18 protein-coding genes are annotated in these 22,836 nt (G+C 48.1%); 14 read left to right on the forward strand and 4 right to left on the reverse strand.

What is annotated here, in order from left to right:
* Positions 1 to 10: 10 nt before the first annotated feature.
* The 4 genes from modA to LG211_RS00275 are packed head-to-tail and all read left to right on the forward strand — an operon-like array spanning position 11 to position 3,057.
* On the forward strand, positions 11 to 790 hold the full coding sequence (gene modA / locus LG211_RS00260) for a molybdate ABC transporter substrate-binding protein (protein WP_253021052.1): 780 nt from the start codon (positions 11 to 13) through the stop codon (positions 788 to 790).
* 5 nt (positions 791 to 795) lie between these two features.
* Positions 796 to 1,599, forward strand: a complete 804-nt coding sequence (locus LG211_RS00265; RefSeq protein WP_148395409.1) for an ABC transporter permease — start codon at positions 796 to 798, stop codon at positions 1,597 to 1,599.
* On the forward strand, positions 1,596 to 2,312 hold the full coding sequence (locus tag LG211_RS00270; protein ID WP_148395410.1) for an ATP-binding cassette domain-containing protein: 717 nt from the start codon (positions 1,596 to 1,598) through the stop codon (positions 2,310 to 2,312). Before LG211_RS00265 ends, LG211_RS00270 begins: the two co-directional genes overlap by 4 nt.
* A 1-nt stretch (position 2,313) precedes the next feature.
* Positions 2,314 to 3,057: a Rossmann-like domain-containing protein gene (locus tag LG211_RS00275; RefSeq protein WP_148395411.1), complete on the forward strand. Its 744-nt coding sequence runs from the start codon at positions 2,314 to 2,316 to the stop codon at positions 3,055 to 3,057.
* Positions 3,058 to 3,417: 360 nt separating this feature from the next.
* On the opposite strand, the gene LG211_RS00280 is transcribed toward LG211_RS00275, so the two are convergent.
* Both LG211_RS00280 and LG211_RS00285 read right to left on the reverse strand, forming a co-directional pair.
* The gene (locus tag LG211_RS00280; RefSeq protein WP_148395412.1) at positions 3,418 to 3,912 is read right to left on the reverse strand and encodes an SEC-C metal-binding domain-containing protein; all 495 of its coding nucleotides are present in this window, start codon (positions 3,910 to 3,912) and stop codon (positions 3,418 to 3,420) included.
* A 7-nt stretch (positions 3,913 to 3,919) separates the two neighbouring features.
* The gene (locus LG211_RS00285) at positions 3,920 to 4,891 is read right to left on the reverse strand and encodes a homoserine dehydrogenase (protein ID WP_148395413.1); all 972 of its coding nucleotides are present in this window, start codon (positions 4,889 to 4,891) and stop codon (positions 3,920 to 3,922) included.
* A 176-nt stretch (positions 4,892 to 5,067) separates the two neighbouring features.
* Here LG211_RS00285 and trmL point away from each other — a divergent pair, with 176 nt between their 5' ends.
* The 7 genes from trmL to LG211_RS00320 all read left to right on the forward strand — a co-directional run bounded on the left by trmL (position 5,068) and on the right by LG211_RS00320 (position 12,419).
* Positions 5,068 to 5,538 (forward strand): tRNA (uridine(34)/cytosine(34)/5-carboxymethylaminomethyluridine(34)-2'-O)-methyltransferase TrmL, encoded by a 471-nt coding sequence (trmL, locus tag LG211_RS00290; RefSeq protein WP_269476809.1) that lies wholly within the window; start codon positions 5,068 to 5,070, stop codon positions 5,536 to 5,538.
* 92 nt (positions 5,539 to 5,630) lie between these two features.
* A complete protein-coding gene (gene rpoN, locus LG211_RS00295) occupies positions 5,631 to 7,070 on the forward strand; it encodes an RNA polymerase factor sigma-54 (protein ID WP_253021056.1) in 1,440 nt (479 codons plus the stop codon).
* A 47-nt stretch (positions 7,071 to 7,117) separates the two neighbouring features.
* Positions 7,118 to 8,134, forward strand: a complete 1,017-nt coding sequence (gene gap / locus LG211_RS00300; protein WP_148395415.1) for a type I glyceraldehyde-3-phosphate dehydrogenase — start codon at positions 7,118 to 7,120, stop codon at positions 8,132 to 8,134.
* Between the two features lie 171 nt (positions 8,135 to 8,305).
* Positions 8,306 to 9,493 carry a phosphoglycerate kinase gene (locus LG211_RS00305; RefSeq protein ID WP_269476810.1) on the forward strand — a complete coding sequence of 396 codons (1,188 nt, stop codon included), beginning with the start codon at positions 8,306 to 8,308 and terminating at the stop codon, positions 9,491 to 9,493.
* A complete protein-coding gene (tpiA, locus tag LG211_RS00310) occupies positions 9,490 to 10,236 on the forward strand; it encodes a triose-phosphate isomerase (protein ID WP_148395416.1) in 747 nt (248 codons plus the stop codon). The genes LG211_RS00305 and tpiA overlap by 4 nt, the downstream gene beginning before the upstream one ends.
* A 15-nt stretch (positions 10,237 to 10,251) precedes the next feature.
* On the forward strand, positions 10,252 to 11,541 hold the full coding sequence (gene eno, locus LG211_RS00315; protein ID WP_148395417.1) for a phosphopyruvate hydratase: 1,290 nt from the start codon (positions 10,252 to 10,254) through the stop codon (positions 11,539 to 11,541).
* A gap of 92 nt (positions 11,542 to 11,633) precedes the next feature.
* Positions 11,634 to 12,419, forward strand: a complete 786-nt coding sequence (locus LG211_RS00320; protein WP_269476811.1) for a response regulator transcription factor — start codon at positions 11,634 to 11,636, stop codon at positions 12,417 to 12,419.
* A gap of 35 nt (positions 12,420 to 12,454) precedes the next feature.
* On the opposite strand, the gene LG211_RS00325 is transcribed toward LG211_RS00320, so the two are convergent.
* Entirely contained in the window at positions 12,455 to 13,858 is a 1,404-nt protein-coding gene (locus tag LG211_RS00325) for an MATE family efflux transporter (RefSeq protein ID WP_148395419.1), read from the reverse strand.
* Positions 13,851 to 14,699, reverse strand: coding sequence for a carbon-nitrogen hydrolase family protein (locus LG211_RS00330; RefSeq protein ID WP_269476812.1), 849 nt, complete (start codon positions 14,697 to 14,699; stop codon positions 13,851 to 13,853). Before LG211_RS00330 ends, LG211_RS00325 begins: the two co-directional genes overlap by 8 nt.
* Before the next feature lie 397 nt (positions 14,700 to 15,096).
* On the opposite strand from LG211_RS00330, the gene secG reads away from it, so the two are divergent.
* The 3 genes from secG (at position 15,097) to LG211_RS00345 (ending at position 22,835) form a co-directional block, all read left to right on the forward strand.
* Positions 15,097 to 15,330 carry a preprotein translocase subunit SecG gene (gene secG, locus LG211_RS00335; protein ID WP_148395421.1) on the forward strand — a complete coding sequence of 78 codons (234 nt, stop codon included), beginning with the start codon at positions 15,097 to 15,099 and terminating at the stop codon, positions 15,328 to 15,330.
* Between the two features lie 114 nt (positions 15,331 to 15,444).
* Complete coding sequence (locus tag LG211_RS00340; RefSeq protein WP_148395422.1) at positions 15,445 to 17,469, forward strand: sodium-translocating pyrophosphatase; 2,025 nt, start codon at positions 15,445 to 15,447, stop codon at positions 17,467 to 17,469.
* Positions 17,470 to 18,002: 533 nt separating this feature from the next.
* On the forward strand, positions 18,003 to 22,835 hold the full coding sequence (locus LG211_RS00345; RefSeq protein WP_269476813.1) for a SpaA isopeptide-forming pilin-related protein: 4,833 nt from the start codon (positions 18,003 to 18,005) through the stop codon (positions 22,833 to 22,835).
* Position 22,836: the final 1 nt, after the last annotated feature.

Consider the following 22,836-nt stretch of genomic DNA (forward strand, 5'->3'; position numbering starts at 1 on the left):
TGTTTACACCATGAAAAAACTAGTTGCTATTGTTATGATGCTGACGATGACGGTCGGTTTGCTTGCTGGATGCGGAAGCGGCGACGGAGACAATCAGGAGACAGGCGGAAGCAAGAACCTTGAAGGCAAAAGCCTGATGATTTACTGCGGCGCGGGAATGAAAGAGCCGTTTCAGAAAATCTCCGATACCTTTCAGGAAAAGACCGGATGTCAAATGAAGGTTACCTTTGCCAATGCGGCACAAATTCAAACACAGATCAACACTTCCAAAGAAGGTGATATGTTCATTGCCGGATCAGCGGAAGAATTAAAACCGGTAAAGGAAACAGTCAGCAAAAGCGAAGATTTGGTAAAACATATTCCAGTGATCGCTGTTCAGAAAGGAAATCCGAAAAACATAAAAAGTATCAAAGATTTAGCCGGCCATTCCGTGCGCGTACTAATTGGAGATCCGGATTCCACCCCGATTGGAAAGATTGCGCAGAAAGCCTTTGCTGATGCCGGAATTAAGGATCAGGTCAAGCTGGCCGCTACAACAACAACTGCTCCGCAGATGACTACGGCCCTTTCCGCAGGCGAGGCGGATGCTGCCATCGTCTGGAAGGAAAATGTCAAGGGCGACAACGTCGAGATCGCAGAGGTACCGGATATGGAAGCTTACATAAAAACCATTCCCGCCGCGTCTCTTTCAACGACAAAGGATGCGGATACGCTGAAAGCGTTCGAAGCGTTTCTTGGAACTAAGGAAGCAAAAGACATCTGGACCGAATTTGGATATGAGCTGGTATAACCCTTATGAAACGCAGATTCCAATTATTTGAATGGTTTGCCATTGGCGTTTTGATTTTGGTAACTGCATTTATTACGATTAGCTTGCTGGCGGTGATTTTAGGGGGATTTTCCGCTCTCAGGGAATCCCTCTTTTCTGATGAAGTCCAATTTGCTGTCAAATTGAGCTTGGCCACCGCAACCATATCCACAGTAGTATGTATGCTTTTGGCGCTGCCCTGCTCCTACGTGCTGACTAGAAAGCGTTTCCCGGGAAGGCAGCTAATTGAAGCTATTATTGAAGTGCCGTTGTCGCTTCCATATCTTGTTCTGGGGCTATGCCTATTAATTGTTTTCTCCTCTCAAGCAGGACAGCTCTTAAAGGCGGCTGGATTCCGGGTTGTCTTTGACGCTGCAGGAATTGTGATTGCCCAGATCATGGTCAATCTGCCTTTTGTGATCAAGCTGGTGACATCCGCCTTTTCTGAGGTAGACCTTCGCCTTGAATTCATTGCAGGGACACTGGGCGCAAGCAGGTGGAAACGCTTTTATACCATTACATTGGGATTGTGCCGGAACGATCTGCTGTCCGCTTGTATTTTAGCCTGGTCCCGGGGACTGGGTGAATTCGGGGCAACCCTCATGCTGGTAGGGGTAACGCGAATGGTGACGGAGACATTGCCGGCTAGTATTTATCTCAATATCTCCACCGGCGACAACGATATGGCTATGGCTTCCGCAACCATATTGATCGCTATATCTATGGCAACTCTGATCTTCAGCAGCAGGCTGGAGAAAAAGAACAAAAGAGTAACGAGGAAAGAAGTATGAACAGAGTAGAAGTCAGGAAGTATCACATTCGGCGGGGCGATTTTTCCCTCAAGTCCATCGATCTTGCGGTGGATGAGGGGGAAATCTTTGCGGTTGTGGGCAAAACCGGTTCTGGCAAGACGATGCTGCTGGAATCGATTGCGGGTTTCTATGAGGACGGGACAGGCGAGGTGCTCATAGATGGTATTTCGGTAAGCTCCATTCCGGTGGAAGAACGGCGAATTGGATTTGTTTATCAGGACTACGGACTGTTTCCTCATATGAGCGTATTAAAAAATATTGCCTACGGACTGACGATGCAGAAACAAAAGAAATCGGAGACTCTGCAAAAGGTTCAGCAAATTGCCGGACTCTTTTCCATTGGACATATTCTGCACCAATATCCGGGAACATTGAGCGGCGGCGAAAAACAGAGAGTAGCCATGGCCCGGGCGTTAATTACAAATCCCAGACTGCTGCTGCTGGATGAACCTTTTAGTGCATTAGATCCAGAAACAAAGAAAGCCCTATACAAACAAGTGAAACATATAAGCGCTCATTATCAATGTCCGATTATTTTTGTTACCCACGATTTTGAAGAGGCAGCATTTCTCGCTGACCGTATCGGAATTATGGAAGCAGGAAAGCTGTGCGCCGTCAGGACCCCGGATACGCTTTTTTCTTCCTATGACAGCGAGTCAATCCATCGATTTCTTGGAATTAAAGGAGAGTAACATGGAACAAAGAGAATTTTTTGAATATCTAAAAGCTCGTTTTGAACAAGTGTTAGAGAAATATGAGCTGAAATCAGAAACCATTGTCATCCGTTCAAAAGCCTTGTCTCCGCTGGAGGCAATCGGTAAAACCCAAAGAAAAGATTATCCGATCCTGACAGGAAAGGAGATTATGCTGGAGGCTGACTATAAAGGCGCCAAAGGACAGGCCTTCACCGATGCTCCGGCACAGTTTCAAGGGTCTTTGAAAGAGATTCTGAGTCTGGGGCTGGCTGATGATTCCCACGCAAGAGGACTGTTCATCGCTGCAATGAATGCAGTGATGCGTTATTTGGGACTTGCAGAAAAGACGGTCCATTGTAAAGAACAGGAACCGGAGGAATGTGCAAAGCAGGCTGCATGTTATATAAAAGAGCATTACGGAACTCCCAAGATCGCACTGGTGGGATATCAGCCGGCCCTTTTGGAAAATCTGTCAAAGGAATATCCGCTTAAAGTGCTGGATTTGAATCCGGAGAATATCGGGCAGCTGCGTTACGGGGTAATGGTGGAGCATGGAGTTGAGGACTTTCAGGCGGTTGTAAAAGATTGGGCGGAACTGGTACTTTGCACAGGCAGCACCCTTTGCAATGGTACGATCCTGAACTTTTTGAATTTGGATAAAGAGGTGCTTTTTTTCGGCACGACCCTGGCCGGTGCGGCTGAGCTTTTAGGCTGCAAGCGGATGTGCTTTTGTGCGAAGTAGGGTGATGGGGACTGCTTCTTGGCGGGCCAGAAGTTTACCGCGGGTTCTCGGTTTTGGCCGATTGGGGCCGCCAGGCCCAAGGAGCTTTTGCTGCTGTAGAGCAGAGTATCGGTATTTAAATAAAACGGCTTCGTTTTTAATACTCTTTCTAAAAACCAATTAAAAAAGTATCAGAATCCAATGATTTAAAGATGGATCCTGATACTTTTATCTGCGCAGAGCCCTAAGCAGGTGCATAAAAGGCTGAAAACTATCAAAGTCAAACGATTTTCTCAGCTATTTTGATAACACTGCTTCTAGCAGGGCACTCCCCTCTTGGAGTGGGAGATCCGGGAAAAAGACCGGCATTTCTTATGGCCGTTATCTTCCGCAGCACTTCTTATACTTTTTGCCGCTTCCGCAGGGGCATGGGTCGTTGCGGCCGATTTTTTCACCTTTTACAACGGTCTTTGATTTTTTATATGCCTTAACAATTTCCTGCCGTTTTTCTTCTGACAAGAGCTTTTCCCACTGAGGCAGACCATACAAATAATCGGCGTCAGCTGCCAGCATATTATAGTAAAGCTTTTCCAGATCAATGTCCAGTTCCACCTGAGAATCTTCGCCGTAGTTCTCAAAATCGTTGCCCTTACGAAGGCTGGAATTGATTCCGTCTAAAAATCCCATGAAGATAACTGGACGAACCTGATACTTGTCCGCAAGTTCTTTAAGTGGAGCGGATATTTTTTCCCCAGGGTTGTCCAACAGATCACTGTAAATCTTTGTTTCCGCCTCACTGTATTCTGTCCAAAAATCTTTGAATGAGGCATCTGTCTGATTCTCAATCAGATCGCGCCATTGTTCGTACAAAGTCATGTTCCTGTTACCTCCCGCATAATTTTGCTATTTCCAGCACATCGCCCATCACAGCACTGCCGGTTGGCAGCGGGCCGGCGCCTTTTCCATAAAACATCAGCTCGTCCACCGCGTTTCCGCGTACAAAGACAGCATTGAATTCATTATTGATCGTTGCCAGAGGATGTGAATTGGGGATGCGTGTAGGTTTAACGCTGTATTCCAAACCATTTTCTGTTTTTTTAGCAGAAGCAATCAGCTTGATTTTGCAGCCGTTGACTGCAGCGTCGGTAATATCGGCTCTGGTAATGTCGGTGATGCCGGTAGTTGGTATATCTTCTGGTGCGACATAGGTATCGAAAGCAAGTGCCATCAAAATCGACAGCTTGTTAGCCACATCGATGCCTTCCACGTCAGCCGTGGGATCGGCTTCGGCAAAGCCTTTTTCTTGGGCTTTTTTCAGCACATCGCCATAGGGCAGTCCGTATTCGGTCATCTGTGTCAGAATATAGTTGGTCGTCCCGTTGAGAATACCAAGGATTTCCTCGAACTGATTGGAACGGAGCACAGTGGTGATGGCGTTGAGAATCGGGATACCGCCTCCCACACTGGCTTCAAATCGGAAGTCCACATGGTTTTCTTTAGCTGTTTTCATCAAGCGGTCAAAGTTAGCCGCTACAGCCGCCTTGTTGGCCGTAACCACATGCTTGCCGTTTTTCATTGCGGAAAGCATGAAGGTGGATGCAGGCTCAATACCACCCAGGAGTTCGATGACGATATCTATTTCAGGATCCTGGAAAATCGAATCCGGGTCCTGCGTGAACTGTTCCGGTACAACCGTTATGTCGCGCTTGCGATCCACATCCCGCTCTAGGATTTTGGTAATTTCAATTTTGCATTCAGCAGCAGCTTCAATCTGCGCTTTATTCATTTCCAAGGTTTTATATGTGCCGGTTCCAATGTTGCCCAGACCCAGCAAACCAACCTTTACTATTTTCATTCAGAATACCTCCTACGATCTCAAAATGCATTGACTAAAATTATATAACAAAAAAGACGATTTGTCTTTAGAAAATTAGAAATTTTTGCGATTGGTTACAAAGTCATTGACTTTTATCAATCGAGCCGCCACAATGAAAGGAGTTGCGCATAAAAATCTTGAATAGGAGGAACAATATGGCAATACACATCGTTCTGGTAGAACCGGAAATCCCGCCTAATACGGGAAACATCGCCAGGTCCTGTGCGGCGACGGGCAGTGTGCTGCACCTGGTAAAGCCGCTGGGGTTTTCCATTGATGATAAAAGCTTAAAACGGGCAGGACTGGATTACTGGCCTTTCGTAACCCTGAAAGTCCATGAGAGCCTGCAGGTGTTTTTAGACACATATAAAGGAAGGAATATGTACTTGGCTACCACCAAAGGCCCTAATCTTTATACAGACGTGGAATACCAGGATGAGGATATGATCCTGTTTGGAAAAGAGACGGCAGGACTGCCGCGGGATTTTATCAAAGCCAATGAATCCCGGGCCATACGTATACCTATGAGTGAAGACACTAGACTGCGATCCTTTAACCTCTCCAACTCAGCGAACATCATCCTATTTGAAGCACTGAGGCAATTAGGTTTTCCTAATTTAAGCTAAAAGCTCTAGAAAAAAAACGTGGTTATGGTATAATTATTGCGTAAGTGTTGTGAAAAATAAAGTGAATTTCTTGATTTGACAGAGGTGTATGAATGAGCATGAGACTTGGATATGATCTGACAATTGAACAAACACAAAAACTGGTGATGACCCCTGAATTGATTCAGGCAATTCAAATTCTGCAGTTCAACACCCAGGAGTTGGATTCGTATGTGCAGGAACAATTGCTGACCAATCCTGTTCTGGAACAGGGAGCATCTGCGCCGGGGGAATCACAGGAGCATGGTGAACAGGAAAGCGGATCCAGGGAAGATGCCGCACCGGAAAAAAATGACCAGGATGGTGAAATCGATTGGAAGGAATACCTAAAAGACCGGCAGTACGATGATATCAGTTACCGGCAATGGGAGTACAAGGATCCGGAGGAAAAAGAAAATTCTTACGAGCAGTATACCACCTATGATGTCACCCTGCCGGAGCACCTGATGTTCCAGCTGCAGTTTGCTTCCCATAAAAGGGGCTGCCGCAATGTCGGCAGGTATATCATTGAGTCGTTGGATGAAAACGGATATATGACGCTGTCGGTGGAAGAGATCGCTAAAGTTACCAGTGTTCCGGAGAATAAAGTTGAGGAGGTCCTCGATATCATACACACCTTTGATCCGGCGGGAGTAGGGGCGAGGAATCTAAAAGAATGTCTGCTGATTCAGATGGAGCATAAGGGGCTGCTGACTGAAGAATATGAACTTGTAATCAATGAGCACCTGGAGGATTTGGCGGCTAACCGACTGGGAGCGATTTCAAAATCCATGGGCATTCCTGTTAAAGAGATTCAGGAAATGGCGGATGTGATTAAATCTCTGGAACCAAAGCCGGGACGCCAGTTTGCCAGTCAGACGGATACCAGATATATCGTGCCCGATGTTTTAGTGGAACGGGTGGATGACGACTACGTGGTAACGGTCAATGACAGCAGCACGCCTCATTTGATGGTCAGCTCCTACTACGAGAAACTGCTGACAGAGGCGGAGAAGGACTCCAACCTGTCCAAATATCTTACAGATCGGCTCAATTCAGCAGTCTGGCTTATCAAGAGTATCGATCAAAGAAAACAGACCATCTATAATGTGGTCAAAGCCGTAGTCAAATACCAGAAGGACTTTTTCGACAAAGGGAGCAAATACTTGAAAACCCTGACGCTGAAGCAGATTGCCGAAGAAGTGGGCATCCATGAATCAACGGTAAGTCGTTCCATCAACGGTAAGTACCTGCAAAGTCCAATGGGCGTTTTCGAAATTAAATACTTTTTCTCCGGGGGCGTTTCAGGCGACCAGGGAGAAGGCATTTCCTCAAAAAGCATAAAAAGTTTTATTAAGGAAATTGTGGACAACGAGGATCCGAAATCGCCTCACAGCGACCAGGATATGGTTAAGATGCTGAAGGATAAAGGTATTGATATTTCCCGAAGGACAGTGGCAAAATACAGGGATGAGATGAACATATTGTCCTCATCCAAACGAAGACGGTATTAATTAATACATTTAAATATATTTTTTAGTTAATCGAGGAGGATTACAAAATGGCAATTAAAGTCGGTATTAGTGGTTTTGGTCGTATCGCAAGAGTCGTGATCCGCGCAGCTATGGATGATAAAGATATTGATATCTGCGGAATCAACGTACGTAACGCGGACAAGGAGTACATGGTGTACATGCTCAAATATGACACTATCTTCGGCCGTTTTCCAAAAGACCTGGCTGTATATGAAAACGGGATTGTAATTGATGGCAAGAAAGTTCCGGTATACAGCGAGAGCGATGCCGCTAATATTCCGTGGAGCGAATGCGGGGCAGAGTATATTGTAGAAGGTACCGGAGCATACAACACGACGGAAAAAGCAATGGTACATATCAACCAGGGGGCAAAAAAAGTAATCATCACAGCACCGGCAAAGGACAAGACTACACCGACCTTTGTAATGGGCGTTAACCATGAGAGCTATAAAAAGGATATGCACATTGTATCCAACGCTTCCTGTACCACCAATTGTCTGGCACCGCTGGCGAAAGTCATTGAAGATAACTGGGGAATCGAACAGGGGCTCATGTCAACGATCCATGCAGCTACTGCAAAGCAGAAAGTGGTAGACGCCCGTTCTCTGAAGGATTGGAGAACTGGAAGATCTGCCTTTAACAATATCATTCCGTCCACCACAGGCGCGGCCAAAGCCGTAGGTCTGGTTATCCCGTCTCTGGTTGGCAAAATGACCGGTATCTCCTATCGTGTGCCAACAGCCGACGTTTCGGTAATCGACCTGAATATTATGACAAAAAAATCCGCTTCCTACGAAGCGATCTGCGCCAAGATCAAAGAAGCTTCCGAAACGACCATGAAAGGTGTCATCGAATATATCGATGATGAAGTGGTATCCAGCGACTTTATCGGCGATCCGCACACTTCCATCTTTGATGCCAGAGAAGGAATCCAGCTCAATGATAAATTCTTTAAACTAATCGCATTCTATGATAATGAATATGGATATTCCAGCAAAATCCTGTCGCTCATAAAACACATGAACAGTGTAGATACTAAATAGAGGAAAAGGGACTCGATCCCATGCAATACGACAGCCGATGAACAATCGGCTGTTGTGCTATAAGAGCGCCTCACGGCCCGTCAAAAGATCCGCTACCAAGGGCCGAGACACGGGCAGCACGGCCAAACAGGCCCATAGAAGATTGATTTACATTTGAAAGGGAGTAGAATTATGAAAAAAACAGTAAGAGATGTGGAAGTAAAAGGAAAGAAAGTTCTGCTGAGATGCGACTTCAACGTACCCATGCAGGACGGAAAAATTACAGATGATATTCGTATCACCGCGGCATTGCCAACGATCGAATACTTGATCGACCACGGAGCAAAGGTGATTCTCATGTCCCATATGGGCAGACCCAAGGGTGAGGCGAATATGGAATATACACTCAAACCAGTGGCAGAACGGCTGGAAGAGCTTTTGGGAAAAGAAGTTTTTTTTACCAGCGTTCCTGAGGTTGTGAGCCAGCAGATCATCGATACGGCAGCGGCTTTAGAAAACGGCCAGGTCATGCTCCTGGAAAACGTCCGCTTCCGCAAGGAAGAAACGAAGAACGAGCCGGGGTTTGCCAAAGAACTGGCCCAACTGGGAGAACTGTTCGTCAACGATGCCTTCGGCACCGCCCATCGCGCCCACTGCTCCACAGCCGGGGTGGCCGACTACCTGCCGGCAGTATCCGGTTTTCTCATTGAAAAAGAAGTAAAATTCCTTGGAGATGCGCTGGAAAACCCCAAGAGACCCTTTGTGGCCATCATGGGCGGCGCAAAAGTCGGGGACAAAATACCGGTCATTGAGAATCTCTTGAAGAAAGTAGACACGCTGATCATCGGCGGCGGTATGAGCTACACCTTCTTCAAGGCCATGGGACTGGAAATCGGGACCTCCATCCTGGACGAACCCAGCATCGATCTGGCCGGAGAATTGATGAAAAAGGCAGAGCAGGCCGGCGTGAAGCTGCTTCTCCCCGTGGATGTGGTATGCGCCAAGGAGTTTGACAACAACAGCGAAAAGAAAGTCTGCGACAGGGATCAGATACCGGCGGATATGATGGGCATGGACATTGGTCCCAAATCGGTCCAACTAATCAGCGAGGAACTGGCAAAAGCAAAGACGGTAGTCTGGAACGGCCCGGCCGGCGTATTTGAAATGCCCAATTTCGCAGAAGGAACAAAAAAAATCGCAGAAGCCTTGGCAAACAGCCAGGCAGCGACTATAATAGGTGGTGGCGATTCGGCAGCAGCTGTGGAACAGTTCGGCTATGCGGATAAAATGACTCACATTTCCACCGGCGGCGGCGCATCGCTGGAATTTTTAGAGGGTAAGGTATTACCTGGGATTGCAGTATTGGAGGAAAAAGAATGAGAACACCATTTATCGCAGGAAACTGGAAAATGTTCAAAACAGGGAGAGAAGCCGTAACCTTTGCCGAAGAATTCAAAGAACTATACCAGGACACGGACGTAAAGACCGCGATCTGTGCGCCGTACGTGTATTTGGGCCTTTTGAAGAACCTGTTTTCCGGCACAGACATCAAGGTAGGAGCGCAGAATGCGTTTTATGAAGATGAAGGCGCTTTCACCGGCGAAATATCGGTGCAAATGCTGGAGGATGTAGGTGTGGATTACTGTATCATCGGCCACTCCGAACGGAGACAGTATTTTGGCGAAACTGACCAAACCATCAACCGCAAGTTAAAGAGGCTCTTTGCTGGTACAATTACGCCGATTCTATGCGTTGGAGAAAATCTTCAGCAGAGAGAACAGGAAGAACAGTATTTGGTAGTAAGGGATCAGCTGATGGGCGCACTTGCGGGAATCGCTCCCGAGCAGGCTGTAAAACTGGTCATTGCATATGAGCCGGTTTGGGCGATTGGTACAGGAAAGACCGCGACTCCTCAGCAGGCTGAGGATATGTGCGAATTTATCAGAAACGCAGTTGAAGCTCTATATAACGAAGACGTTGCCGATGAAGTGGTAATTCAGTACGGCGGCAGCGTTAAACCGGCCAATGCAACGGAGATCATGAACATGGACAATATAGACGGCGCTCTGGTAGGCGGCGCCAGTCTCAATGCAAAAGATTTTATGGAAATTATTGATTTTTAGAAGGAGGAGAAGAACATGCCATTTATTGAAGATGTAATCGCACGGGAAGTGCTGGACTCAAGAGGAAATCCTACAGTAGAAGTTGAAATTATGCTGGATGACGGCAGTGTGGGAAGAGCGATGGTACCGTCCGGCGCATCCACAGGCGTTCACGAGGCAGTTGAGCTGCGGGACGGAGACAAGAGCCGTTATCTGGGCAAAGGTACTTTGCAGGCGGTAGAGAATGTAAACACCGTAATTGCCGATGAGGTGATCGGCTGCGACGTATTCGATCAGGTGGGCCTGGATAGACTGCTCATCGACCTGGACGGAACTCCCAACAAGGGTAAACTGGGCGCCAATGCGATTCTCGGCGTTTCCATGGCTGCGGCCAGAGCGGCGGCTGAATCTCTGGGACTTCCGCTGTTCCAGTACCTGGGCGGCGTCAACGGAAAAGTTCTTCCTACTCCCATGATGAATATTTTAAACGGTGGTTCCCATGCCGATAATACCGTCGACATTCAGGAATTCATGATCATGCCTGCCGGAGCTCCTACGTTCAGAGAAGCGCTGAGAATGGGCGCGGAAGTATTCCACAGCCTGAAAGCCGTATTAAAAGGCAAGGGCCTCAATACAGCCGTGGGCGACGAAGGCGGATTTGCTCCAAACTTGTCCACCAACGAGGAAGCCATTCAGGTCATAATCGAAGCCATCGAAAAGGCCGGTTACAAACCTGGCGATGATGTGCGCATCGCACTGGACGTTGCTGCCAGCGAATTCTACAATGCAGAGAAAGACATTTATGCTCTGACTGGTGAAGGCGTGAGCAGAACAGCGGCGCAAATGGTTGAATACTACGAAATGCTGGCGGATAAGTATCCAATTGTTTCCATCGAAGACGGATTGGCGGAAGACGACTGGAACGGCTGGAAGCTGCTTACCGAAAAGCTGGGCAAAAAGATTCAGCTGGTGGGCGACGACCTGTTTGTCACCAATACCGAGAGACTGGCAAGCGGAATCGAAAAGGGAATTGCCAATTCTATTCTCATCAAGGTCAACCAGATCGGAACACTGACCGAAACCTTTGACGCCATCGAAATGGCGAAAAAAGCCGGTTACACAGCAGTTGTGTCCCATAGAAGCGGTGAGACGGAAGATACGACCATCGCCGATATCGTTGTCGGACTCAATGCCGGACAAATCAAGACCGGGTCCCTTTCCAGAACCGACCGGATCGCCAAATACAACCAGCTGCTTCGCATTGAAGAGCTGCTGGGCGACTCAGGCCTGTACGCGGGATTTGATGCCTTCTATAATCTGAAATAACTTGAAGCGTAAAGTAACTTTGCGGGCAGCGTGTGCTGCCCGTAATCTTTTTTCAGAGTACCATTATGATTGAAGAGGGCAGGTGTGTCAGGATGCTGGAACAAAAAGAATATGATATTTTGAACGGTATTATTAAAACTGTATACCAAACAACCAACTCACAGGCCATGCGCAGACAGGTGCTGATGGACTTGAAAAAGCTGACCGGCTGTAAATTTTCAGTATTTAGCCTGGGCCTTCTGCGAAATAAAATCGTCTATCTAACCGATAGTGTGATCGTCAGCGATTTCGAGAAAGAATTTGAAGACTCGTTTATTTATCTCAGCGAAACAAAATATGAGATGTCGGATTATGCTTCCTGGATTTTTCTGATTCCGGAGTCGGTGGTCTATAAAGATTCTGACCTGGTCAATGACCAGCTGCGGAAAAAGACGCCCTATTACAAAGACTATCTGCTTGCCAGCGGACTGCCCCATGTGGCAGGGATCTCCATTGTGGAAAACGGCAAATTTCTTGGAGCGCTGACCCTGTACAAAGCGGAGAAAGCCGGTGATTTTACGGAAAAGGATCTGTTTGTCCTTGAGTTTCTCCGGCCCCATCTGGAAACGCGGCTTTCAACCGATGACCTGCGGGCAGGAGGCAACAAAAATAACATATCCTATCTGCTGAAAAGCAATTATTTCATGACAACACGGGAAATCGAGATCCTGGGCCTGGTCTTTAAAGGAAAGCGCAATGACGAAGTTGCAGATTTACTGGGGATTGCAGAAAACACTGTCAAAAAACATGTGAGCCATATCTACGAGAAACTGGAGGTCTCCAGCCGGTCCCAGCTGGTTCAGTTTGTCCTCGATCATGATATGGCTCACTTGTGGTAGAAACCATCCGCAGAAAAAGGGTGTGAAAGATTTTTCTAGCAGGCGGCTATATCAGGTGCAGCGCCTTCAAGGGTATCCAGCCTGCGGCATTCTCTGCGAATGAAGATCAGGCAGAGGATAAACGCGAGGGCATCGGCTGCCGGCTGTGCAAACCAGATTCCCTTATACCCGAAGATTGCAGGAAGAAGGAAGAGCAGCGGTGTGGAAAAAGCCACACGGCATAAAGCGCAGACCAGCGCCGGCCGGATCATTTCGATGGCCTGGAAGTATCCGCTGGTGACCAGGGCGAGACAACCGAAGGTGAATAACGGCAGGAATACATGCATGATGGCGACGGTCGCATCGATCAGCTCCGGATCTTCGCCGACAAAGAAGGTCACGACCGGTTTTGCGAAAACAAAGATGATTGCCAGCAAGCAGCTCAGGGCCAGAACAGACTGGAAGGTGGCGGTTTTTAACAGCTGTTTTACACGGATGAAATTCTTCATGCCGAAGTTATAGCTGGCAATGGGAAGCAGCCCGGAAATCAGTGAGTTGCAAAGGAGCATGATGATGTAGACAATATAAGCGTTGATCGTTCCAAATGCCGCAATTTCCAGTTCGCCCCGTCCATAGCTGACGATCTGGCGATTGACAATGATCGTTGTCAGAATAACGCACAGTTCGATGAGAAAAGGCGCAAAGCCGATCTTCAAGGCGCTGCCGATGATGGAAAACTTCAGTTTGAAATCGCGCAGATGAATTTTCATACCGCCTTTGGCTAGCTGCAGATAGGGCACCAGTGCAAAAGCAAAGCCTACGCAGATTACCCAGGAATATGCCGAAGCTTCCATACCAAATCCCATCCGCATCAGGAGAATGTATTCGAGGATGGTCGCAACGATCGCAGGAGCGATGTAGGAGATGGCCGAAGCCAGAGGTTTGCCGATGGCCCGGGTATAATAGTATACTGCCGTACCTGTAATGGAAAAAGGAATGCAGATAAAGTACGGAATTGCATACGCTCTGGCATGGGGCAAAATGTCCGGGGTGGAACCAAGGAACATCAGCAGCCGGTCCATGTTGAGCAGGCACAGAGCAGCCAGAACCAGGGAGAAGAGGAAGGTGAAGATGGTGACCATTGCATAGGTTTCCCGGGCACCCTCAGAATCACCTTCGCCCAGCTTACTTGCGATGACCGTTGAACCGCCTATGGCAAACAGTGCGCCCAGGGCGATGGTGACGGTCCAAAGGGAGGTAACGATGCCAATGGTGGCAAGGCCGATGGTTCCCTGGCTGTTTCCAACGAAGAACCCATCGGCAATAACCGATATGGCCTGGGCGATCAGGCCAATCAGGCCCAAAAGGGAGTATTTCCAAAACAGCGGCGTGATTTTTTTGGTAGCAAATTCGTGCGCTTCCGTTTCAGGAACAGCTTGATATTCTTGATCGTTACTCATATTTAGCACCGTGTCCTTTCTCAAGAAGCATTCCGTAGGTTTCCGGGCGGCGGTCTTTCAGCAGGGCATAATAGCCGGCCCGCAGCGGTTCCTTGTCCATATAATTGAAGCTGGCTGAAACGATGGCTTCTTGATCTTCAACAACTTCTGACAGCAGCTGGCCATTGGGGCCGGTCAGCTTGCTTCTTCCGAAAAAGTCCAGAATTTCTTCAGCACCAACCTGATTGCAGCAGGCCGTATAAATAACGTTGTCAAAGGCCCGCGCTTGCTGAACCAGATCCCAATCATGCTGCTGGGGCTTTTCCCAGGCTGCCGGAATCAAAATATAGTCCGCGCCTTTTAAGGCCAGGATACGAGCTGTTTCAGGGAAAGCGCTGTCCCAGCAGATCATGATCCCAATGGTGCCGATTTCAGTTTGGAAAACCGGATAGTCCGAGTTGCCGGATTCCACGCCAGGCTTTTCTTCTTCCACCAGATGCATTTTGCGGTACTGGCCCAGCACCTTCCCGCTGCGGTCGATCAGTGCGGCTGAGTTGTAAACCTTGTCCGTATCCGGATCTTTTTCAATGAATCCAAAGACGAGGAAAACGCTGTGGTCTCTGGCATAATTGGATAATTCTTTAATGGATGGACCCTGCATGGTTTCGGCAATGCTGCGGCAGTCTTCCGGTGTGCATTCACAGCCGGTAGTAGCCAGTTCCGGAAACAGGATCAGGTCTGTATCCGGATATTTTTGCAGAGCCATGTCTGCAAGCTGCTTCATTTTATCCAGATTCTTTCGTTTTTCATTGGTCAGCGAGTGCATCTGCGCACAGGTAATACGGATCGTTTCTTTTTTCATATGGTTGTTCCTCCAAAGGTGATTTATTGGCTCTTAGCTGCTAAGAAATTTGTTAGGTTAATTTTATCGCTCCGTAAAACCCTGTGAAATGTACCTGGGAAGTATTTGTTGCCGAAAAAAATAACACAAAAGTAGTATCTGAAAATTCATACTTGACAGATAACGTGCTTTGTGTTGCTTTAAAAGGAGTCGCCTGAAACCTATTTTAATTACGATAAACCAAAAGGCATGAGCAATCATACTTGGTGCGGCAGCCCCTCTGGCTGAACTTTTCCCAGGATGATTTCCAGCCAATAACAGGCCGCAGTTAGAAAAGAACCATGTTGTGACAAAAAAACTTGAATTATTTTAGGCCATGTGATAAAATTTAGAAGTTAGTTTACAAGGAGGTAAGAAAATGCAGACAATTCTCATGGTAGTACTGGCCATTGCAAGTGTTATTTTGATCATAAGCATTCTGCTGCAATCCAGTAATAGTGCCGGTTTGTCGGGCTCTATCGGAGGAGGAGCAGAGCAGCTTTTCGGTAAGAAAAAGAGCCAGGGATATGAGGGCATCCTCAACAAAATATCCACGGTGGCAGCGGTTCTGTTTATTGTGCTGTCTCTTATTCTCGTTATGCTTGAGGGTTAGGGTTAGCGGTTAATTCGTTTCGTTTAATTTTATTATTATATTTCACTTTTACATAAGAGGTGTCATTGGCGCCTCTTATAGTTGTGTTAAAAGTGAGAGGGAGGTATCATTTTTATGGACAACTTATCAATTATTGCTCCTATTGCGGCAGTCATCGGGCTAATTGTAGCCTTCGGCCTGTCATCATGGATCAGCAAAGTGGCTGAGGGTAATGATAGGATGAAGGAAATCTCAGGCTACATTCGCGAAGGCGCCATGGCGTTCCTGAGAAGAGAGTATAAAGTCATGATCATTGTTATCATCATACTCTTTATTCTGATTGCTGTATGCATCAAACCGCTTACTGGCGTGCTGTATGTAGTGGGTGCACTCCTGTCTGTTCTGGCCGGATTCTTCGGCATGAACGTTGCGACAAAAGGTAACGTAAGAACAGCTAACGCGGCCAATGAAGGCGGTATGAACAAGGCTCTCAAAGTAGCCTTCCGGTCCGGTGCAGTAATGGGCCTGTGCGTGTCTGGTCTGGGACTTTTAGGCCTGGGTGTCATCTTTGTTATTATGGGCATTTCTTCGGCAGACGTTATCACAGGTTTTGGTCTGGGCGCTTCTTCAATGGCTCTCTTTGGAAGAGTTGGCGGCGGTATTTACACAAAGGCGGCCGACGTTGGTGCTGACCTGGTAGGTAAAGTTGAAGCAGGTATCCCGGAAGACGATCCAAGAAACCCGGCTGTTATCGCAGATAACGTAGGCGACAATGTAGGCGACGTTGCCGGTATGGGATCCGACTTGTTTGAATCCTATGTTGGTTCTATCATTTCCGCAATTACACTTGCGGTTATTATCCCGCACGTAACTCCAATGTTCGGATCATCCTTTGAGCTGGATCCGGTCGTTGGTTCTGTATTCCCGCTGGTGCTGGCGGCTATCGGCCTGATCGCATCGGTTATCGGTATCCTGCTGGTAAGAGGCAAGGAAGGCGGCAACCCTGCTGCTGCGCTCAATATGGGAACTTATATCAGCGGCGTTATCGTAGTGATCGCTTCTCTGATTTTAAGCAAGACCATGCTGGGCAACTTCAACTCAGCGATTGCGATTATTGCGGGTCTGATTGTTGGTATTGCCATCGGTAAAATTACTGAAATTTATACTTCTGCAGATTATAAATCCGTTAAAAAGATCGCAGACCAGTCTCAGACCGGTTCAGCGACAACAATTATCAGCGGGCTGGGCGTTGGAATGCTGTCCACCGTATGGCCGATCATCTGCATTGCAGTTGGTATTTTCGTAGCAAACGGCTTTGCCGGATTATATGGTATTGCTCTGGCTGCTGTTGGAATGCTGTCCACAACCGGTATGGTTGTAGCGGTTGACGCTTATGGTCCTGTATCCGACAATGCCGGCGGTATCGCTGAGATGTCCGAGCTTCCTGCGGGCGTTCGAGAAATCACGGACAAACTGGACTCCGTTGGTAACACAACCGCAGCCATCGGTAAAGGATTTGCGATTGGTTCTGCGGCTCTGACAGCTCTGGCTCTGTTTGCTTCCTTCTCGCAGGTTGCACAGATCAGCGCAATTTCATTGCTGGATCCAATGGTAATCATCGGTCTCTTCATTGGTGCTATGCTGCCGTTCCTGTTCTCCGCTATGACGATGAACTCGGTAGGTAAAGCGGCGAACCAGATGATCGAAGAGGTAAGAAGACAGTTCAGAGAAGATAAGGGCATTATGGAAGGTACTTCCAAGCCTGACTATGCAAGATGCGTAGATATCTCCACAAAAGCAGCGCTGAAAGAAATGCTGGCTCCTGGCCTGATGGCAATTATCGCGCCTCTGGCAGTTGGTGTTGTTCTGGGCGTTGAAGCGCTGGGCGGCATGCTGGCTGGCGCGCTGGCTGCAGGCGTACTGCTGGCGATCATGATGGCTAATGCAGGCGGTGCCTGGGATAATGCGAAGAAGTATGTTGAAGAAGGACATTACGGCGGCAAGGGTTCCGATACCCATAAAGCTACTGTCGTTGGAGATACGGTCGGTGACCCGTTCAAGGATACATCCGGTCCGTCCATCAACATTCTGATCAAGCTGATGACGATCGTAGCAGTCGTATTTGCGCCACTGTTCGTAAGTATCGGCGGACTGATCTAATTGAAAAACAATTGAATGTAAGTTATTTAGGGCGAGCTCTTCGGAGCTCGTCTTTTTGTGTGGGGAGAGAAGCAGGAGTTGGGGATTTTTGAGTAAACAATGGAAGGTAAGAAAGAGATGGACTTGTTGCGGAAAAAATAGAAGATTTGGAAGAGATGGACTTGTTGCGGAAAAAAATGAAACTTTCATGTAAAATTTACGCCATTTTCAACGATAGCGGCCTCTCAAATCTGCCGGGAAGCTGCGTAGGCCGCTTTCTGCCAAGAACAGGCCCCATAACCCTGTAACTTAGAGAAAAGAATGCCGCTTTTTACAAAAGTTTTCCGGAATATGGGGCTTTGGCGGTTTGAAGGTGGGATGTGGATATCCCGGGAAAACTTTCATACTAATCTGGACAATATAATGTGACTGTAAAATCCAATAAAAGTAATAATTTCCAAAAAATACTTGACAAAATATGTAAATTACTGCAGAATGTAAATATATTACAGATTACTGCAAAGAGAGCGAAAAGTTCAAGGAGGATTTTGGAGATGAGAAGAGTCAGGGCGAAAGACGCCGGTCGGATTCATGCAAATGCGGGCTGTAACAGACAAGCCATACTTCTGCTGGCACTGATCGCAGTGCTGCTGCTGTCCTGCATGCCGGAGCAGGCCAGCGCCTTTACCATAAACGGCGGCAGCTACAAAGCGCTGATCTCTTACCCAGGGGTGAAAACCTTTAACTACGCAGTCAAGCCGGTCCGGGAAAATCTGATCGCCGCCGACATGGTGGATCCGGAATACAGCTTTAAGACCGGCTCCAAAGCAGTGGATGAATACTTCGGCTCAATGGCCACTTATACAGACCGAAGCGGAACCAAACGCAAAGGCTTTTATCTCAATAAAAACAGCAAAGGAAAATGTGGCGTCCGCTATAACAAGCTTTTTCAATACAACAACACTTGGGTTGACGTTAAGACTACCTTTACCAACTGGTCCCTCAAGGACAAGAAAAAAGCTTTCGCTGCAGGCGGGTTTTGCAAAATTTGGTGGACCAATGTCAAATGGCTGAAGATGAAGCACGAATTTTTCCTGTCCGGCACTAACACGCCTGTCCAGGTCAACGGGTTCTTTTCCTTCAGCGATGTGGACGATGCCCAGGGCCTGGCAATCCCCAGCGGCCAGATAAAAAAACTTTGGGTGAACTCCAAAGGAACGATTCTTAAATATAAAAAAGAAGATGACCTGCTGTTAATCCAGTCGGATGATGTTTTGATCCCCAACTTGGGCACAGCAAACTACAGCCCTGCCAAAGCGGCAACAGCCACTTTTTCTTATCAGTTCAGCGGCAACAGCCATACCCAATACGTACTGGACGGCAACGCCGACGGCTCGGATAACGTCATTGGATTTGATGCGGCCAAATACATTCCATCTATGATCCCCCAGCCCAAACCGCCTGCCATCGAAAAAACCGTATCCGATCAGGATGAAAAGGATGTTTCCAACAATATAGTCCCCACCATCCGCGATGCCTGGACCTACACGCTCAATGGTCTGGTGCCCTTGGAGACAGAGCCGGGAAACTTCTATCAAGGCTTTTCCATGAACGATACCTTGGATAGTTGTCTGGAGATTCAGGATGTCCACATATATAAAAATAAAAGCGAGGACGTGTCCGGTCAATTTACCATAAACATCAGCGGACCGACGGTATCTGCGGCAGCTAAAAACTGCAGTACAGCTTCATTTTACGGATGTAATTACCAGCTGCGTATCACTGCAGGCATAAAGAGCGGAGCTACAGAAGAGATATTGAGGAATCATGGCCATTACGACAGCGGCAGAGGCGCACTGCGCTTTTCCAACACCGGCAGGGTGGTGTATCAGGCAGGCGGCAGCCAGACCGTGCGTACCACCAATACAGTAACGACAGAAATTCCTCTGCCGGTTCTCTCCATTACAAAAGAAACCTCGAAAAAAGAATACCGGGTGGGCGACCCCATCGATTATACTGTGAGGGTTACCCAGACCAAGGCCAATTCAGCGGCGCTGGATCTGTATATAAAGGATGATAGCCTTCCAAAGGAGGTCAAAGTGCTGGCCGATACACTGCAAGTCTCCGGCATCACAGGGTATGAACTGACACCTCTGGAAAACGGCTGTCTGCTCAAGGTGAAGCGGCTGAATTACGGGCAGACGGCCGTCATCCGCTATCAAGCCAGAGCAGAAAAGGCGGCCGCCCATCGGGACATCGATAATACGGCGCTCACGGGCGCTCTCCTTGCCCGGGAAAAGACAGCGACAGCAGCTGTTCATATAAAGCCCTACAACATTGAAGGGCAAAAGATTTGGGATGACCATGAGGACCAGGACGGCCTGCGTCCCCAGTCCCTTAAGGTGAAACTGATGGCAGACGGGCAGATGGCAGATACACTTTCGATCAGCGAAGAAACGGAATGGAAATATGTATTTGAAGATTTGGAGCCTTTCGATGAACAGGGCCGCAGGATTGATTACACGGTAGAAGAAGAGCAGATTCCAGGATACACATCAAAGCAATTGGGATATGATATGGTGAATCATCATACCCCTGAGCAGATTACCATTGAAGGCGCCAAGCTTTGGAACGATGCGGATGACCTGGATAAGCTCCGGCCGAAAAGAGTGATCGTCTATCTGATGGCGGACGGAAAAAAATACGCATCAAAAACCATTTCCACGGCGGAAGACTGGAAGTATTCCTGGACCGTGGATAAATACCGGCCCAGAGGCGTACCCATTGATTATAAAGTGGAGGAAAAACCTGTAGATGGTTATGAGGCAAGCGTATCAAACTATGACTTGGTAAATACCCATGTCCCTTATCAGATACACCTGGTCAAATATGAAAAGCTGGAAAACGGCGAAAAAACAGAAAAGCCGCTGGCAGGCGCAGTCTACCTGGCTTACCGGCAGGGAGAAAAAGATGAGAATGGCAACTTGCTTCCGGACAAATTCCTGGGCAGATACACGACGGATTCCAGCGGCAGCATTATCATCAGAGGACTCAGCCCGGGCAGCTATTACCTTCTGGAAGACAGAGCGCCGCCCGGTTATCGGAAAGAAAAGGACCGCATAGATATTCAAATGGAAAAGGCACAGACCGACGGACCGGTAAAGCAGCCGCAGATCACGACTGTTATCGCATATAACCAGAGAGAATACGGCTTACTGGAACTCGTCAAAAAGGATGACAGAGCAAACAGCGTGGCGGACGCAGTCTTTGGGCTTTATCGAGATCAGGACTGCCAGAGGCAGGAAGGAAGTTATACCACTGATGATAAAGGGCGGATTCGCATTGATTCGCTGCGTTGGGGCATCTACTTTCTCAAAGAACTCCAGGCCCCAGGCGGCTATGAGCGGTCAGAAGAAATTCAAAAAGTGGAGATCGGGCCGGAGAATTTGCATCCGGTAATCGAGATTTACAATCAACAGAAAAAAGGATCGGTCATACTGACGAAAACCGATGAGACGGAAACCATAAGGCTTGCGGGCGCGGTTTATGATCTCTTTGATGATGCGGGGCGGATTGTTAAAGAAAACTTGACGACGGATGAAAAGGGCAGGCTTCAAGTCGAGGGACTCAGATGGGGCGGCTATTACTTTCTGGAGAAAAAGGCTCCCGAGGGGTATGGGATCAGCAGTGAAAAGATTCGCTTTTCCGTCAACAGCACAACAGGAGGAATGACCCAATATGTGGAGGCTGCCGATAAAGCCCGGCGGGGGCAGCTGACGATCGTTAAACAGCTTCGGACCGATGAAATCCATATGGCTCACGGGGTACCGTCTTTCATTTTCCGTCTTACAGGCAAAACGGCGGATGGGGAAGCGATAACCGAATATCAGATGGCGACCTTCAACCAAACCTACGTGGAAAACAACCGGAATCAAGACGGAACTGTAAAAAAATCGGTTGTTTTCAGCGGACTAAAAAGCGGAACCTACCAGGTGGAAGAATTGGAGCATATCCGATATCAACTGGCCGGGATCACAGACTTGTCGCCAAACGGCAAAAGGGACGGTGATAAGGTGATCTTCCAACTCGAGGGGGAGGAGGAAGGCACGGCCACCTTCCTTAATGAGAAAGAGAAGTGGCAGGACTATTCCCACACTGCGGCAAAAACCAACTTGATAAAACTGAACCGCAGGCTCACTGGACTGAAGCTTCAATATGAAGGCGAGAACATTCTGGAAGGAAACCAGCAATTTCCCCGGGAAAAGCTCCAAGTGACCGCTGTTTACGACGATGGCACCCAGGCTCCCCTGGGACAAAATCAATTCCAATTAAAGAAAGAGGATGGCGGGGTCCTGACCAGAGTTCCCAAAATTGCAGGAAGCTATACGGCAGCAGTTGAATATGAGGAGGATGGGATCTGTCGCCGGGCCACAATCACTTATCAGGTAGAAGCAGTTAAGCTGCTGACCATCCGGTTTGATACGGGAGGGGGCGGGACCATGGCTCCCCTGATCGCAGAGAAATACAGCTGTCTGGCGGATTACAGAGAAGGGGAATACATTCCGCTGCGCTCGGGATTTTCCTTTGGTGGATGGTACCTGGATAAAGAACTGATTTCCGCCTTCGATACAAAGAAGGAACTGGTCGAGGATTTGACGCTGTATGCCCGATGGCAAGAGAAACATCTGAACGACTATACCTGGGAAGAAATCAAGAAGATTGCCGATTCCGGCAAAGCGGAGACCGTGCTTGATGAATGCTTTTCCGCAGTCAAAAAAGACTTGGAAGATGGCCGATTGTCGCAGGAAACGCTGAAACATACCAAGGAGCTTACCATCAATGGAAAGCAGTGCCACGCTGTGATTCTCGGCTTCAATCAGGATCGGAAGGAGGATGGCAGCAGGGCGGGACTCTCTTTTGTGATTTGGGAGCCTGTGGCTGCTGATGTTTTCAACCCGACCCTGACCAACCAGGGCGGCTGGAAGGATTCTCAGCTTCGAAAAAAGACGGCTCCTTTGGCAGCGGAATTACCGAAGGCCGCAGTACCAGTGCAAAAAGAAAGCTGGGGATTTGCGGACGGCAAGGCGCTGAAGGAAACCACATGGGATAAGCTCTGGCTGCTTTCTCAGTCGGAAGTCTGCGGAGCATGGGGGTATGAGGACGAGGAACTGGAGCCATCGATTTACTTTGAGGATTTGGACTTTGGCCGGCTGCGGAGCGGCAGGGGAGAAGGAGCGCAGTACAAGCTTTTTCAAGGCCTGATTCCCGACGGAAAGCCGGATTTGGAAGCTGCCGCCGCATTGGGAAAACCCTGGTGGCTCCGCTCTGCCAACCTGGAAGGGGATCAAAGGTTCTGCTTCTTTGACGCTGATGGCGCGGCCAGATAGG

This window comes from Hominibacterium faecale, assembly GCF_020734085.1.
GTDB lineage: Bacteria > Bacillota > Clostridia > Peptostreptococcales > Anaerovoracaceae > Hominibacterium > Hominibacterium faecale.